This window comes from Chitinimonas naiadis (assembly GCF_054780835.1).
In genome coordinates, this window is record NZ_BAAGVO010000005.1 from 375,947 (window position 1) to 391,816 (window position 15,870).

Annotated in this window: 12 protein-coding genes; 5 read left to right on the forward strand and 7 right to left on the reverse strand. The window is 64.1% G+C overall.

Going from position 1 to position 15,870, the window contains the following annotated elements:
- Positions 1-68: 68 nt before the first annotated feature.
- Positions 69-1,154 carry an alkane 1-monooxygenase gene (locus tag ACYVHK_RS17695; RefSeq protein WP_460534789.1) on the reverse strand — a complete coding sequence of 362 codons (1,086 nt, stop codon included), beginning with the start codon at positions 1,152-1,154 and terminating at the stop codon, positions 69-71.
- Positions 1,155-1,290: 136 nt separating this feature from the next.
- Between ACYVHK_RS17695 and ACYVHK_RS17700 the strand changes: the two genes are divergently transcribed.
- From ACYVHK_RS17700 to ACYVHK_RS17715, 4 genes are all read left to right on the forward strand, one after another.
- A complete protein-coding gene (locus ACYVHK_RS17700; protein ID WP_460534791.1) occupies positions 1,291-3,474 on the forward strand; it encodes a DEAD/DEAH box helicase in 2,184 nt (727 codons plus the stop codon).
- 92 nt (positions 3,475-3,566) lie between these two features.
- Entirely contained in the window at positions 3,567-5,291 is a 1,725-nt protein-coding gene (locus tag ACYVHK_RS17705; protein WP_460534793.1) for a response regulator, read from the forward strand.
- A 482-nt stretch (positions 5,292-5,773) separates the two neighbouring features.
- On the forward strand, positions 5,774-6,586 hold the full coding sequence (locus tag ACYVHK_RS17710) for a MipA/OmpV family protein (RefSeq protein ID WP_460534795.1): 813 nt from the start codon (positions 5,774-5,776) through the stop codon (positions 6,584-6,586).
- Between the two features lie 11 nt (positions 6,587-6,597).
- Positions 6,598-6,945, forward strand: coding sequence for a hypothetical protein (locus ACYVHK_RS17715; protein WP_460534797.1), 348 nt, complete (start codon positions 6,598-6,600; stop codon positions 6,943-6,945).
- Here ACYVHK_RS17715 and ACYVHK_RS17720 read toward each other — a convergent pair.
- The 6 genes from ACYVHK_RS17720 to leuS form a co-directional block, all read right to left on the reverse strand.
- Entirely contained in the window at positions 6,942-8,330 is a 1,389-nt protein-coding gene (locus tag ACYVHK_RS17720) for a sensor histidine kinase (protein WP_460534799.1), read from the reverse strand. The two genes, ACYVHK_RS17715 and ACYVHK_RS17720, sit on opposite strands and share 4 nt — an antisense overlap.
- On the reverse strand, positions 8,330-8,983 hold the full coding sequence (locus tag ACYVHK_RS17725) for a response regulator transcription factor family protein (RefSeq protein WP_460534801.1): 654 nt from the start codon (positions 8,981-8,983) through the stop codon (positions 8,330-8,332). Before ACYVHK_RS17725 ends, ACYVHK_RS17720 begins: the two co-directional genes overlap by 1 nt.
- Before the next feature lie 169 nt (positions 8,984-9,152).
- Complete coding sequence (gene rng / locus ACYVHK_RS17730; protein WP_460534804.1) at positions 9,153-10,610, reverse strand: Rne/Rng family ribonuclease; 1,458 nt, start codon at positions 10,608-10,610, stop codon at positions 9,153-9,155.
- A gap of 68 nt (positions 10,611-10,678) precedes the next feature.
- Complete coding sequence (gene holA, locus ACYVHK_RS17735; protein ID WP_460534806.1) at positions 10,679-11,689, reverse strand: DNA polymerase III subunit delta; 1,011 nt, start codon at positions 11,687-11,689, stop codon at positions 10,679-10,681.
- Positions 11,689-12,243 carry an LPS-assembly lipoprotein LptE gene (locus tag ACYVHK_RS17740; RefSeq protein WP_460534808.1) on the reverse strand — a complete coding sequence of 185 codons (555 nt, stop codon included), beginning with the start codon at positions 12,241-12,243 and terminating at the stop codon, positions 11,689-11,691. Before ACYVHK_RS17740 ends, holA begins: the two co-directional genes overlap by 1 nt.
- A 42-nt stretch (positions 12,244-12,285) precedes the next feature.
- On the reverse strand, positions 12,286-14,886 hold the full coding sequence (gene leuS / locus ACYVHK_RS17745; protein WP_460534810.1) for a leucine--tRNA ligase: 2,601 nt from the start codon (positions 14,884-14,886) through the stop codon (positions 12,286-12,288).
- 107 nt (positions 14,887-14,993) lie between these two features.
- Between leuS and ACYVHK_RS17750 the strand changes: the two genes are divergently transcribed.
- On the forward strand, positions 14,994-15,869 hold the full coding sequence (locus tag ACYVHK_RS17750) for a FecR domain-containing protein (protein WP_460534812.1): 876 nt from the start codon (positions 14,994-14,996) through the stop codon (positions 15,867-15,869).
- Position 15,870: the final 1 nt, after the last annotated feature.

Sequence of the window (15,870 nt, forward strand, 5' to 3'; positions counted from 1 at the left end):
GGACGGACAAAGGGGAGGGAAAGGGGGCGGATTATACCGGAGCGGGCCTTGGCCCGCCGCGCCGATTATCACGCCGAGTCAAGGGTTTGCCGCCAGCGCTCGGCGCGCGGGTTCATGATGCGGAACCAGAGCGGTGGAATCAGCGCCAGCGGGATCATGGCGGTATAGCCGGAGGGCAGTTGCGGCGCCGTCAGGCTGGGGCGCAAGGCCTGGTAGGGTCGGCTGGGGTTGGCATGGTGATCGGCATGCCGCTGCAACTGGTAGATGAAGAGGTTGGAAAACAGGTGGTTGGAGTTCCAGGAATGCCGGTCCGCCACCGGCTCCCAACTACCATCAGCCTGCAGCTGGCGCAGCAGGCCGTAGTGCTCCAGGTAGTTGACGGCCTCAAGCAGGCTGAAGGCCAGCACGGCCTGCACCACCCAGAACACGAAGGCCGCCGGCCCCAGCACCGATAACACCACGCCGGCTATCAGCAGAGAGATGCCCACATGCCGCCACATGGCATTGCGCCAGGACCAGCGCGAGATGCCAAGGCGCCCCATGCGCTCGAACTCCAGTCGCCAGGCGGCCCGCCACGTCGCCGGCACGCAGCGCAGATAGAAACGGTAGAAGGATTCACCATAACGGGCCGTGGCCGGGTCCTGCAGTGTGGCAACCCAGGCGTGGTGGCCGCGATTGTGTTCCAGCGTGAAATGACCGTAGCAGACCGGTTGCAGCAGGCAGGCGGCAAGGAAGCGCTCGTAGCGCGTGCGCCGATGACCCAGCTCATGCGCGACCACGATGCCCACGCCGCCGACAACGCCCATCGACAGGGTGCAACCGACCCGCTCCCAGGTCGTCCAGTCGGCATGGGTCGCACACCACAGTCCCAGCAGCAGGGCAGCCCAGTAGGCAGCGACATAGAGGTAGAGCACGGTATCAAACCAGCGATGGCGCAACAGCTCGCCTTCCTGGCCCGGCGGGGTAGGGTCGGTCCCCAAGAGATAGTCGACACAGGGTGCCAGCACAAAGGCGATGGCCAGCAATTGCCAGGCGCGCCAACCACCGGCCAGATAGCCGGTCATGGCCTGCAGCGGTGCGAGCAGGGCCACCAGGAAACCGGCATAGCGCAGGCAGCGCCAGCCCAGTGTGGCAGCGGGAGTACGGACGGACATGATCCGGTTCCGGCGAGAGGAATGAATCAATCTACGCCGCCGATCCGGCACCCGCAAGCGACTGATACGCAGTGATTTTCCGGGCAGGCCGCGCCGACTTGTTAGAATCGGAGCTATTCCTGCTACCGGCCTTGTCATGTCGTCCTCGCTCCTTACCGGACTCAACCCCGAACAACTCGCCGCCGTCACCCTGCCGGCCGTCCCCGCGCTGATCCTGGCCGGCGCCGGCTCCGGCAAGACGCGCGTGCTGACCACCCGCATCGCCTGGCTATTGAGTACCGGCCAGGTCAGCCAGCACGGCATCCTGGCGGTGACGTTTACCAACAAGGCCGCCAAGGAGATGCTGACGCGGATCTCGGCGCAGTTGCCGATCAATGCTCGCTCGCTGTGGGTCGGTACCTTCCACGGCCTGTGTAACCGGCTGCTGCGCCTGCACTGGAAGGACGCCGGCCTGCCGCAGTCGTTCCAGATCCTGGATACCGCCGACCAGCTGGCGGCGATCAAGCGACTCCTGAAGGCGCTGAACGTCGACGATGAGAAGTATCCGGCACGCGACCTGATGCACTACATCAACGCGCAGAAGGAAGAAGGCCACCGTGCGCACGAGGTAGAGGCCTGGGACGACTACACCCGCCAGCTCAAGCAACTGTATGAAGAATACGAGCGGCAGTGCCGCCGCGAAGGCGTGGTCGACTTTGCCGAGCTGCTGCTGCGCTCCTATGAGCTGCTGCGCGACAACACACCGCTGCGCGGCCATTACAACGCCCGCTTCCGCTACATCCTGGTCGACGAGTTCCAGGACACCAACCGTCTGCAGTACAAGTGGCTCAAGCTGCTGGCCGGCAAGACCGACGAGCTGGCCAGCCTGCTGAGCCGCGTCAGCACGGCCGGGGCGCTGCCGGAACGGGTGGAGGAAGCCGCCGTGTTTGCCGTGGGTGACGACGACCAGTCCATCTATGCCTTCCGCGGCGCCAATGTCGGCAATATGGCCGACTTCCAGCGCGACTTCCGGGTCGAGACCGTGATCCGGCTGGAACAGAACTATCGTTCGCAGGGCAATATCCTCGATGCCGCCAATGCGCTGATCGCCCACAACCGCGGCCGGCTCGGCAAGAACCTGTGGACCGAGGAGGGCGCCGGCGACCCGATCCGCGTGTTCGAGGCCGCCAGCGACTTCGAGGAAGCGCAGTTCGTGGTCGATGAGGTGCGGCAGTTGCACCGCGATGGCGAGAACCTGTCGGACATGGCGGTGTTGTATCGCTCCAATGCCCAGTCCCGCGTACTGGAACACGCCTTGTTCCAGGCCGGCCTGCCTTACCGGGTATACGGCGGCCTGCGCTTTTTCGAGCGGCAGGAAATCAAGCATGCACTGGCCTACCTGCGGCTGATCGCCAACCCCGAGGACGACAACGCACTGCTGCGGGTGATCAACTTCCCGGCCCGTGGTATCGGCAACCGGACGCTGGAGATACTGGGCGAGACGGCCCGTGGCAGCGGCACCAGCATCTGGCTGGCGGCCTGCTCCGGCGGTGCCGGCCGTAGTGCGGCCGCCGTGGGCAAGTTCGTGACCCTGATCGAGGGCATGCGGGCGCAGATGGAGGGCCTGAAGCTGCCGGAGCTGGTGCAGCTCGCGATCGAGCAATCCGGCCTGATCGAGTTCTACCGCAACGACAAGGAAGGCCAGGACAGGCTGGAGAACCTGGAGCAGCTGGTATCGGCCGCCGCCCGTTTCGTGCAGGAGAACGAGGACAGCATTACCGACTTCCTGGCACAGGCGAGCCTGGAGGCGGGCGAGCATGAAGCCGCGCCGGGCCAGGATGCGCTGCAGCTGATGTCGGTGCATGCCGCCAAGGGCCTGGAGTTCCACGCCGTGTTCCTGACCGGCCTGGAAGAGGGGCTGTTCCCGCACGACAACAGCCTGAGCAGCCCGGAATCCATCGAGGAAGAACGCCGGCTGGCCTATGTCGCGATCACCCGCGCCCGGCGCCGGCTGTATATCTCGCTGGCACAGAGCCGCATGCTGCACGGCCAGACCCGTTTTGCGATCGCGTCGCGCTTCCTGAGCGAGATCCCCGAGGACCTGCTCAAGTGGCTGAACCGTGGCTATGCCCCGGCTGCCATGCCCACTCGTCAGATAGAAAAGGCCGTACCCGAACACGGCCTGCGGGTCGGTGCCAGTGTGGAGCACCAGAAGTTCGGCATGGGCGTGGTGATCGACTACGATGGCACTGGCAAGAACGCCAATGTGCAGGTCAACTTCGGCGCAGCCGGTGTAAAGTGGCTTGCACTTGAATATGCCAAGCTTACACTGGTGAATTAGGCGGCAATATATTCTTTCCCGATCCCAGCCGGGACGCCCCGCGGCGCCCGGCTGACGACAAGAACAATGCAGCAGCCGGGAGGCAAGACATCATGGCCGATTTAGCAGGACAATCCGCGCTGTTGGCGGCCCGTGCCGCGCGTGCCGGTGGCGACGACAATCCCGGCATCCCCCCTAGCGGCTACGGCCCCGGCCGGATCGAGATTGACTACGCCACCAAGCGTTTCCTGGTCATCGATGCCGTGCAGGAGATGCGTTCGGCCATGAACGCCACGCTGTCGAGCTTCGGCGTGACCAAGATCGAATACTCCCACCGCGCGACCGAGGCGATCGGCATGGTCAAGCGCGGCGATTACGATGTGATCCTGTGCGACTTCGACCTGGGCCATGGCTACGACGGCCTGCACCTGCTGGAAGAACTCAAGCACCGCAACCTGATCAAGCCGTCGGCCATTTTCATGATCGTGACCGGCGAACGCCGCTCGCGCATGGTGATCTCCGCCGCCGAACTCGCCCCCGACGACTATCTGCTCAAGCCGTTCACCGGCGAGGAGCTGAAGCAGCGGCTGGACCGCATCTACAACAAGAAGGTGGAGTTCGAGGCGCTCGACGCCACCATGCTGAACGAGGACTACTTCAAGGCTCTGGCCGAGTGCAATGAGCGCATCGCCCGCAAGGACCCGTTCCTGATCGACTTCCTGAAAATGAAGGGCAAGATCGCGCTGACCATCGGCGACTACACGATGGCGCGGGATACCTACCAGTTGGTGCTGAACGCGAGGGAGATCCCCTGGGCCAAGATGGGTCATGCCAAGGCGCTGTTCCACCTGAAGGATTACGCCGCATCGCGCGCCCTGTTCGAAGGCCTGCTGGCCGAGAACAGCCGGATCATGGAAGCCTACGACTGGCTGGCCAAGATCCACCAGGCCGAACATGAGCACAAGGAAGCGCAGAGCACGCTGGAAAAGGCGCTGGAGCTGTCTGCCGCCAATGTTTCGCGGCAGAAGAAGCTCGGTGAGGTCGCCATGCGCAATGGCGACTTCGAGACCGCGGCGAAATCCTTCCAGCAGACCATCAATATCGCCAAGTATTCGTTCTGGCGCGACGCCGGGGATTATTCCAGTCTCGCCAAGGCACACCTGGGCGCCGGCAATGTGATCGAAGCCGCCAAGGCCGCAGCCGATGTACGGCGCGAGTTCCGCTACGATGCCAAGGCCGAACTGTTGGCGACCGTGATGGAAACGCAGGTCGCCATCAAGCAGGGCAACGAAAGCCGGGCCCAGCAGATCCTGAACAAGGCCAAGCAACAGTTCACCAGCCTGGCCAACGAGGTACCCGACAATTTCGCCTTGGAACTGGCCGAGGCCTGCTACCAGCTCGGCGAAGACGCCACCGCCGGTGAGATTGTGCAGAAGCTGGTGCGCAACCACCACGAGGACACGGCACTGCTGGAACGCGTCTCGGCCATGTACGAGGCGGTGGGCAAGCCCGAGCTGGGCCAGGAGATGATCGAGAATACCGCCAAGGCCATCATCGGCATCAACAACGAGGCCGTGCGGATGGCGCAATCGGGCGACCTGGAAGGCGCCGTGCAGAAGTTCAACAAGGCCGTGGAAGAAATGCCGGCCAACGTGCAGGTGATGCTGAACGCCGTCAACGCCATGCTGGCCTATGTGTCACGGCTGGGTTGGCACCAGGAATACATGGAACTGGCGCAGGCCTACCTGGAACGTGTGAAGACGCTGGAGCCGGCGAGCGTGAAGTATTTGAAGTTGAAGGACGCTTACCAGACTGCGCGGCGGCGGTTCAGGGCTTAGTGAACGCACGACCCGCGTGGCATTGCTGAGTTCAGCTCACCACCCGGCAAAGCCGGGCGTTAATCCGCATCCGATGATCACGCGCGCCTTCGCTTTCATATCCACCAATCCCTTCGCTAGCGCGAGCATCGCAGCCCGTCTCGGGGCTGTCCGAGGAGCGTTGTCTGAGCCAGCTTGCCGGCGAGTTTCGCTCTCCGGCCGAGACGGGTGAGAAGCGCAAGGGACCCCGCAACGCGGGGCGGTGCTGTCGGGGTCGCCTTTTCTTTGCTCCCTTTCTTTGGCGAAGCAAAGAAAGGGAGGCGGCAGCGGGACGCCCCCCCCCCCCGCTCCAAACCACGCAACGCGCGGATCACGCGGCGACAGCCGCTAAATAGGTCTTGTGGCTGAGCCACATTGTCACGGCTGCCAACTCAGGCGACCTTAAGACAGACGCCCCTAGCATTCAGCCTTCCTCCACGACGGGCAGACTTGCCCAAGGCCGAATGATGCGACATACCACGCTCTCCCCCCTCCCACGATTCGCCCTGCCCAGCCTGTTGGCTTTGGCCGCGCTACCGGCGCTCTGCGACGAACCCAGCAAGGATGGCTGGTCCGGTACGGCCGGTATCGGGGTGCAATCCAGACCTGAGTATGATGGTGCCAAGGACTACCAGACCCGGGCGATCCCCATGCTGGCACTGAACTACCGCTATGGCTGGGTGCAGCTGGGCACCAGTGGTCTCAGCGTCTGGGCCGTCGATACGCCGGAATGGCAGGCCGGGTTTCGCGTGGGCTATGACGGAGGCCGGGAGGACAAGAAGAGTAACGGCGTGTTTGCGTCCGGCAGCGACAAGCTGCGCGGCATGGGTAAGCTGGATGGAACGGTCGAGGGCGGCCTGTTCGTGGAATGGTCGGGCCTGGGCGCGCCGGTCTCGCTCGAGATCAAGCGTGCGCCGCGCAACAAGGGGCACGGTGGCACGCACGGCACGCTGGGTGTGAGCCTGCCTTTGCACAAGCAAAAGGACCTGGAGATCAATGCGGCACTGAGTGCGAGCTGGGCCGACCAACGCTACACCCAGGCCTACTACGGCATTACGGCGGAGCAGGCTAGTCGCACCGGCCGGCCGGTCTACACACCCAAGGCGGGCATGACCCACTTCGACGCGGCACTGACCACCAACTGGGCACTGGACCAAAACTGGTTTGCCACCGGCAGCGTGGGCTATCGCCACCTGCTGGGCGACGCCGGCCGCAGCCCCCTGACCGAACGCAAGAATAGCCCCAGCGGTATGGTGGGCGTCGGCTACAAGTTCTGAAGGCACCGGCCATGTTTACCCCGCTCGCACTGGCGCAAGGCCAGCAAGCGCCAAGGCACAGGCCCATACGTTGGCAGCGGCTGTGGCCAACAGGACATACCGATGGGCTCACGGGGGTCTGGTCGCTGGACACGCATGGCGAGCGGGCCGATGCCGGTGGCGTAGGCATCATCCGCCAGACCGACCGCTGGCTCGCCTGCCTGCATGGCCGGGTGCAGACGCTGCGCCCGGTGCTCATGCTGATCAGCGATGCCGGTCGTCGGCTGCTGGGGCCAAGCCGGGATGGACACTATGTCATCCCGCTCACTGCGGTAGCGGGTGGCGCCCGCTGCTACCTGGGCTGGGTGCCGAGCAGCTAGGCGGCAAGCGTCACGGGGCAGGGTAGCCGGATGTAGAAGCCGGCACCACGCCCGCCCAGGCCTTCGGTCAGCGATATCGTGCCGCCATGCAGCTCGGCCACGCGGCGCACGATGGCCAAACCCAGGCCGGTGCCGCCCGCGGGACTATCCGGCAGGCGATAGAAACGGTCGAAGATCTGGGTACGGTACACGGGTGGGATGCCGGGGCCGTCGTCGCAGACAGCGATCTGCATGGCGTCCGCCTGCTTCACCAGGCTGACGGTGATCTGTCCACCGGGCGGGGTGTAGCGGATGGCATTGTCGAGCAGGCTGTCGAGCAAGGAGGCCAATGCCTCCCTGTCTCCCTGCCAGGGCAAATGATCCGGGGCTTCCAGGCTCAGCTGCTGCGACTTCTCCAAGGCCCGGTCCGCTTGCAGCGCCAGCCGCTCGCGGGCGAACTGGGCCAGATCGAGCGGTGTCTGCTCCAATCCATCCTGGCGGCTCTCCAGCCGCGCAATCTCGAGCAACTGGCTGACCAGCCCACCGGCACGCTGTATGCCTTGCTCCAGGCGGATGCGCGCCTGACGCCGATCCGCCGCGCTGTCGCTCTCGGCCAACAGGTGCAGCTGGGCTGCCAGCACCGCGAGCGGGGTGCGCAGCTCATGGGCGGCGTCGGAGTAGAAGGCACGGTCGGTCTCCATGCGCTGCCTGAGGCGGGCCAGCCAGTCGTTGAAGCTGTCCGCCATGGGGCGCAGTTCGGCGTAGTCGCCCTCCACCGTCACCGGGCTGAGGTCCTGTGGGCTGCGCCGGGCCACCTGCGCGGCAAAGCGGCGCAGCGGTCGCAGGCTGGATCGCAGGCCCAGCCAGGCGGTGACCAGCAGGAACAGCATGATCAAGAGGGCGGCGATGACGTTGTGGAACCAGATGTCCTGCCAGACCAGCCGCCAGAAGAAACTGTCGCGTATGCCGACCGTGGCATACAGGCGCTTGTCGCTGCTCCAACGCGCCACCCATTGCCAATCACCGCGCTGCAAGCGCTCGTCCGGCGGGGAGGTACCGGGTGGCAGGTTGCCGCCGGCATTGCCGGAGCGGGCCAGCAGGCGGCCGTCGGCAGACCAGACCTGGTAGGCGAATTCATCCCCCTGGATATTGCCGTCGCTCATGGTTTCGTTGATGCGCTGCAGGCGGCGCGCGACCTCGCTGATCTGTTGCGCGTCAAGCGGACCGACCGAGCTGAATTCGGCCAGGGCCGAGGCGAGCACCACGGTACCCTGCTCAAAATCCTCGTCGCGCTGGAAAGCCATGAAGGTGACACCGGCCAGCAGCATGAGCCAGATCAGGAGGAACAACACTGCCTGGAACAGGAAAACCCGGCGCAGGATGGACGGCTGGAACAGGGTGGGCATCAATCCACCTGCAAGCGGTAGCCGACGCCTCGCACGGTGACGATCAGGTCGGCACCCAGCTTTTTGCGCAGGTTGTGGATATGGACTTCCAGTGCATTGAGCGAGCCATCGTCACTGTCGCCGTAGAGACGTCGATGCAGCCTGTCCTTGGAGACCAGTTGCCTGGGCATACCGGCCAGTGCCACCAGTACGCGGTATTCGGTACGGGAGAGTTCGATCGGGAGTTCTTCACGCCAGACCTCGTGTCGGCCGGTATCAATACGCAGCGGACCCAGGCGCCACTGGTCCGAGGCATAGCCACCAACCCGCCGCTGTACGGCGCGCAGGCGGGCGATCATTTCCTCGATCTCGAACGGCTTGCTGAGAAAGTCGTCCGCGCCGGCCTCCAGCGCCCGCAGACGGTCGTCGAGCCTATCCCGTGCAGTGATGACGATGATGGGCAAGGTGCAGCCTTCGTTGCGCAGATCGCGCAGCAGATCCATGCCTTCGCCATCCGGCAGCGTCAGGTCCAGCAGCATGGCATCGCAGTTGTCGCAATGGGCCAGGCCATCTACGCAGCGCCTGACCCAGACCACGTCCATCATCGCCTGCTGCAAGGCCCGCTGCAGTGCGGGTCCGAGCTGCAGGTCATCCTCCACCAGCAATATACGCATCGCCAGTTTTCCTTCTTATGTGGTGGGCTTGCTGCCCTTTTATACGCGCGACCAGAATGATCGCGCCCACGCTAGACAAGGATAAGGGAGAAGTGTTCCGGCGATTTGAAAGGTGGTGCGGTTCGACGCAAAACAGGGGCAACAGCGGCGCTGCCGATCCCCTTGCCGGCTATACCAGGATGACGTCGAACTGTTCCTGGAAGTAGGCGCTTTCAACCTGCAGGGAGATGGGCTTGCCGATGAAATCGGCCAGCATGGCCAGGTTGGCACTTTCCTCATCGAGGAACATGTCGATCACGGTTTGCGAGCCGAGGATGCGGTATTCGCGGGCGTTGAACTGGCGGGCTTCCCGCAGGATCTCGCGCAGGATTTCGTAGCAGACGGTCTGGGCGGTCTTGATTTCGCCCCGGCCCTGGCAGACGGGGCAGGGTTCGCACAACACATGGGCCAGGCTTTCGCGGGTACGCTTGCGGGTGATCTCGACCAGACCCAGCGAGGTGAAGCCGGAAACAGTGACCTTGGTGCGGTCCTTACCGAGCGCCTTGCCCAGTTCGTGCAGCACCTGCTCGCGGTGCTCGTTGTTATCCATGTCGATGAAGTCGACGATGATAATGCCGCCGAGATTGCGCAAACGCAGCTGGCGGGCGATGACCTGGGTGGCTTCGAGGTTAGTCTTGAAAATGGTGTCGTCGAAGGAGCGGGTGCCGACAAAGCCACCGGTGTTGACGTCGATGGTGGTCATCGCCTCGGTCTGGTCGATGATCAGGTAACCACCGAACTTCAGGTTGACGCGGCGGGCCAGCGCCCGCTCGATTTCGGCCTCGACCCCATGCATCTCGAAAAGCGGCCGCTCTCCCTGGTAGTGCTCGACCCGCGGCGCGACGTTGGTGACGAAGGCGGCGGCGAACTCGCTCATCTTCTGGAAGGTTTCACGTGAATCGACCACGACCTTCTGCGTTTCGTCGCGCACGATGTCGCGCAGTACCCGCATGGGCAGGTTGAGATCCTGGTACAGCATGGATTCCGGCCGCAGGGTCTTGGACTTCTGCTTGAGGTCGGCCCAGATCAGGTTCAGGTAGGCGACGTCGGCGCGAAGTTCTTCTTCCGAAGCGTGCTCGGCCGAGGTGCGGATGATGTAGCCGCCATGATCGTGCCCCTTGGGCAGCATCTGCAGCAGACGCTCGCGCAGGTGTTCTCGCCCCTCGCCGTGCTCGATGCGCTGGCTGACGCCAATATGGTGCTCCTGCGGCAGGAAGACGAGGAAGCGACCAGCGATGCTGATCTGGGTGGAGAGGCGGGCGCCCTTGGTCCCGATCGGGTCCTTGATGACCTGGACCATGACGCTCTGACCCTCGAACATCAGCCGTTCAATGCGTTGCGGCTCGCTCGGGTGCTGGCGCTGTTCGATCACATCGGCGATGTGCAGAAAGGCGGCGCGTTCGAGGCCGATCTCGATGAAGGCCGACTGCATACCGGGCAGTACCCGCTTGACCACACCCAGATAGACATTGCCGACGATGCCGCGCGAGGCGGTCCGCTCGACATGGATTTCCTGCACTACGCCTTCTTCGGTCACGGCAACCCGCGTCTCCTGCGGGGTGACGTTGATGAGGATGTGCTCTTTCATCTGCGAACTTCCAAAATGTCGTACCGCAGCGCACGCCGCTACAAGCGCATGCGCTGAGGTGCGAAATCTCAGCGGCTCGGCATCAGACGCATCCCCAGCTTGAGCAGTTCCTCCCAGGCTTCGCCCGGGCCTACCCCTTTGATCGTACGGTCGATCTCGGCCGCGTGACCGAGCGCGGCCTTGAGCTGACTGGCCTTGAGGCGATCGAGTGCCGCCGGATAGCGGCGTTGCTTATCACCCCAGACCCGGTTTTCGCGATACAGCTGCTGCAGGTTCTGGCCTTGCGAGCGGCCAAGACCGACCCGCAACAAGGCGCGTACCTCGTCCGCCATGGCCCACAGTACCAGATTGGGCGCTTCACCCTCGCCTTTCAGGCCATCTAGCATGCGGGCGAGGCGGGCAGCATCTCCCACCAGCAGCGCTTCTCCCAGTCCCCAGACATCATAGCGGGCGACGTTGGCCACCGCCGCAGTCAGGTCAGCCAAGCTCAGCTCACCCTCCGGATGCAGCAAGGCCAGCTTGTCGATTTCCTGCTTGGCAGCCAGCAGGTTGCCTTCGACCCGAGCGACCAGGTAGTCCATGGCGTCGCTGCTGAGCTTTTGCTGCTGGCGCGACAGCCGCTCGGCGATCCACCCCGGCAATTCGTTACGGCCGACGGCCGGGCAGGCCACGACGACGCCGTTGCCTTCCAGTGCGGTAAACCATTTGCTTTGCAGCTGCAGCTTCTCGAGTTTGGGCAGTTGCACCAGCAATACGTTCTCGGCCGGGGCGCCGGCGGCATACTGCTGCAGCGCCTCGCCACCTTCGGTACCGGGCTTGCCGGTCGGGATGCGCAGCTCGATCAGCTTCTGCTCGGCAAACAGCGAGATGGCCTGACCAGCCGCCGCAAGCTCCCCCCACTTGAAGCCGGGCTCGACCGTCAACACCTCGCGCTCGGCAAAGCCGGCAGCACGGGCGGCGTCACGAATGGTCTGGGCAGCTTCCAGCGCCAACAGCGCCTCCTCCCCGTGGACCACATAGATCGGGGCAAGGCGGCCATTGGCCAGTTGGGAGGGCAGGTCCGAAGGGCGTATCGGCATTACTTCACTGCAGGTGCGGCGCCGGCGGATGCAGGCACGGCCTCCGGCACGGCGCTGTAAGGCGCCGGCGCGTTGGCGGGCTTCAGGGCCGCGAGGCGGCGCATGATCTGCTGGGCGGCGTCGGAACGCATGTCGCGGATCAGGATCTGTTCTTCGGCTTCCTTGCCCAGCACGTTGTTCTCGTCGAAGGAATAGTCACGACGCAGCAGCAGCTGGGTGGACGGAATCCAGTCGCGACCGCTCTGTTGCAACTTGAACCTGGCCCGGTACAGCAACTGGTATTCGGTCACGCGACCGGACTTGTTGACCGTCAGGATCTGCTTGTCGATGGTCTCGCCTTCCACCGTCAGTACGGCTTCCGCATCCTTGGCCGGCACCAGCTTCAGGTCCGAACGCAGCGTGAGCTGGCGATTGAGGACGTCGCCCAGGCCACCCACCGGTGCTGCGAGATTGAGCGTGGAGAAAGCCAGCGGCGTGGTTTCGCCGAGGCCGCGCAGATGAAAACCGCAAGCACTGAGCAGCAACAGGGGCAGCAACAGGACAGAACGACGCATGACAGCTCCAGCAAGGCCGGCGCCCAAGGCGCCGGCGGGATTTCAGACTACCAGATTGACCAGGCGACCCGGCACCACGATGACCTTCTTCGGGGCTTGGCCTTCCAGGAATTTCTGCACATTGGCATTGGCCAGGGCGAAGGCTTCGATGGCGGCGCGGTCGGCACCGGCCGGCACGTCGATTTCGCCACGCAGCTTGCCGTTGACCTGCACCATCAGTTTGATCTCGTCCTGGGCCAGGGCGGCAGCCAGCGGCTCAGGCCAGGCGGTATCGATGATCTCGCCCTCGAAACCCAGTTCGCCCCACAGCACATGGGCGATATGCGGGCTGACCGGGTAGAGGATGCGCAGCAAGATACTGGCGCCTTCGCGCAGCACGGCCGGGGCGTCACGCTTGTAGCCTTCCAGCGCGTTCAGGAGCTTCATCGCGCCGGACACCACGGTGTTGTACTGCAGGCGCTCGTAGTCGGCATTGATCTGCTTGAGCGTGCTGTGGATCTCATGGCGCAGGGCCTTGGCATCCTTGTCCAGCTCACCCACGGCACCCGCGGCGCGGATGCTCTCGGCCTGCTTGTGGCCGAAGGCCCACAGCCGGCGCAGGTAGCGGAATGCGCCTTCCACCCCGGTATCGGACCAGGCGGCGCTTTGCTCGGGTGGCCCGGCGAACATGGTGAACAGACGGGCAGTATCGGCACCGAAGCGCGAGATGATGTCCTTGGGCTCGACCACGTTATTCTTGGACTTGGACATCTTCTCGATGCCGCCCATGATCACCGGCTGGTCGTCGGCCTTCAGCTTGGCGCTGACCGGACGGCCCTTGTCGTCGTGCTGGACTTCGATCTCGTTCGGGTAGTACCAGGTCTTCTTGCCGGAAGCGTCTTCACGGTAGAAGGATTCGTTCAGTAGCATGCCTTGGGTGAACAGCGCCTTGAAGGGCTCGTCGATCTTGACGAGGCCCAGGTCGCGCATGGCCTTGGTCCAGAAGCGGGCATACAGCAGATGCAGCACGGCGTGCTCGATGCCGCCGATGTACTGGTCCATCGCCATCCAGTAGTCGTTGCGTTCGTCGACCATGGTGGTGGCATCGGGACAGGTATAGCGCATGAAATACCAGGACGAGTCCACGAAGGTGTCCATGGTGTCTGTCTCGCGCTGCGCCGGCTTGCCGCAGGTGGGGCAAGGCACGTTGAGGAAATCCTCGCGCTTTTTCAGCGGGTTGCCCGAGCCGTCCGGCACGCAGTCGGTCGGCAGGACGACCGGCAGGTCCTCATACGGGACCGGCACATCGCCACAGCATTCGCAGTGGATGATGGGGATGGGGGTACCCCAGTAGCGCTGGCGCGAGATACCCCAGTCGCGGAGGCGCCAGGTGGTCTTCTTCTCGCCCAGTTCCTGGGCAGCCAGGTCAGCGGCGACCGCATCGACCGCTGCCTTGTACGACAGACCGTCGTACTTGCCGGAGTTGATGGTCACGCCACGCTGCTTGTCGCCATACCACTCGGCCCAGGCATCGGTCGTGAAGGTCTCGCCTTCCACGGCCACGACCTGCTTGATCGCGATACCGTACTTGTTGGCAAAGGCGAAGTCGCGTTCGTCATGCGCGGGCACACCCATGACGGCGCCGTCGCCGTAGCTGATCAAAACGTAATTGCCGACCCAGACCTCGACCTGCGCACCGGTCAGCGGATGGGTGACGAACAGGCCAGTGGGCATGCCCTTCTTGTCCTGAGTGGCCAGTTCCGCCTCAGTTGTACCGCCGGCCTTGCATTCTTCGATGAAGGCGGTCAGCCCGGCGTTGCCTTCAGCCGCCAGCTGCGCCAGCGGATGTTCGGCGGCGACGGCGCAGAAGGTGACGCCCATGATGGTGTCGGCACGGGTGGTGAAGACGTAGAGCTTGCCGTCCTGCACCAGCTCACCGGCCGCGTTGCGGAGGGTGTGCGGGAAGGCGAAGCGGACGCCTTCGGACTTACCGATCCAGTTGCGCTGCATGGCGCGGACCTGGTCCGGCCATTCGTTCAGGTCGTCGATACTGTCGAGCAGTTCGTCGGCGTATTGGGTGATACCGAAGTAATAGCCGGGAATCTCACGCTTTTCGACGATGGCACCGGAGCGCCAGCCGCGACCGTCGACCACCTGCTCATTGGCGAGTACGGTCTGGTCGACCGGGTCCCAGTTCACGACCTGGGTCTTTTTGTAGGCGATACCCTTTTCCAGCATCTTCAGGAACAGCCACTGGTTCCAGCGGTAATAGGCCGGATCGCAGGTGGCGACTTCGCGCGACCAGTCGAACGCCAGGCCCAGGGGCTGCATCTGCGACTTCATGTCGGCGATATTGGCGTAGGTCCATTCGGCCGGTGGCTTGCCCGAAGCGATGGCGGCGTTCTCGGCCGGCAGGCCGAAGGCATCCCAGCCCATGGGCATGAGGACGTTGTAGCCCTTCATGCGCAGGTGGCGGGCCAGCATGTCGTTGATGGTGTAGTTGCGCACATGCCCCATGTGCAGCTTGCCCGAGGGGTAGGGCAGCATGGAACAGGCGTAGAACTTGGGCTTGTTCTTGTCTTCGACGACACGGTAGGCGTCGCGGCCCTGCCAGTGTTGCTGGGCGGCGGCTTCGACCTCGGATGGGCGGTACTGTTCTTGCATGTGGGCTATCCTGAAGCGCGTGCCGCCATGGCAACAATTGCGTGGCGGCCAGATAAAACACCGATTATAACCGAGCGACCTACTCGCCACGTCCAAGGAGTTACACGATGCGGATCTCGATGTTGGCCGGACTCACAGCAACCCTGCTGTCAGCGGCGGTTTCTGCTGCCGTGACCACGGTCAGCGCGGTCAATATGCCGGCCTGGCTGGAGCGCGGCGCGCAAAGCCGACCCTTGCTGCCGGGCCAGGAACTGCGCAGCGGCGACGTGTTGCGCACCGGGCACGGTGCCCGAGTGCTGCTGGAACTGCCCGAGGGTAGTCAGATCAAGCTGGGCGAGGACGCGGTGTTCCGCATCGACAACCTCAATACCGCCGATGGCAAGCAGTCGCCATTCGCGGCGGCGGTCAATGTGCTCAAGGGGGCATTCCGCTTTACCACGGCGCTGGTGGCAAAAGCACGGCAACGCGAGGTGGATATCCGCGTCGCCACCATCACCGCCGGCATACGCGGTACTGATCTGTGGGGCAAGGCCGACGAGGAGCGAGATCTGGTCTGCCTGCTCGAAGGACGGATTACCGTCGCGCATGAGCAGGAGGGGGGCTTCCAGAACATGGACGAGCCGCTGAGCTTTTATATTGCGCCCAAGGGCAAGGCCCCGCTGCCACTCGCCAAGGTAGAGCAGGACAAGGTCTACAAGGAATGGGCGCCGCAGACCGAGCTACAGGCGGGTAAGGGTGTGAGCCAGCTCGGTGGGAAATGGCGGCTGGTTGTCGTCGTCTCGGACAACCAGGACGAGACCCTGCGCTGGTATGACCAATTACGGGCGGCCGGCTACGCGGCCAAGGTACGCCCCGTAGGCCAACGCAGCTACCGGGTAAGCCTGGAGCAACTGGGTAGCGAGCAGGATGCCCGTACGCTGGGCGAACAACTGCATGCCACGCTCGCCACGCCACTCAGCACGGTACTGCCGATGGGCAAGTAGG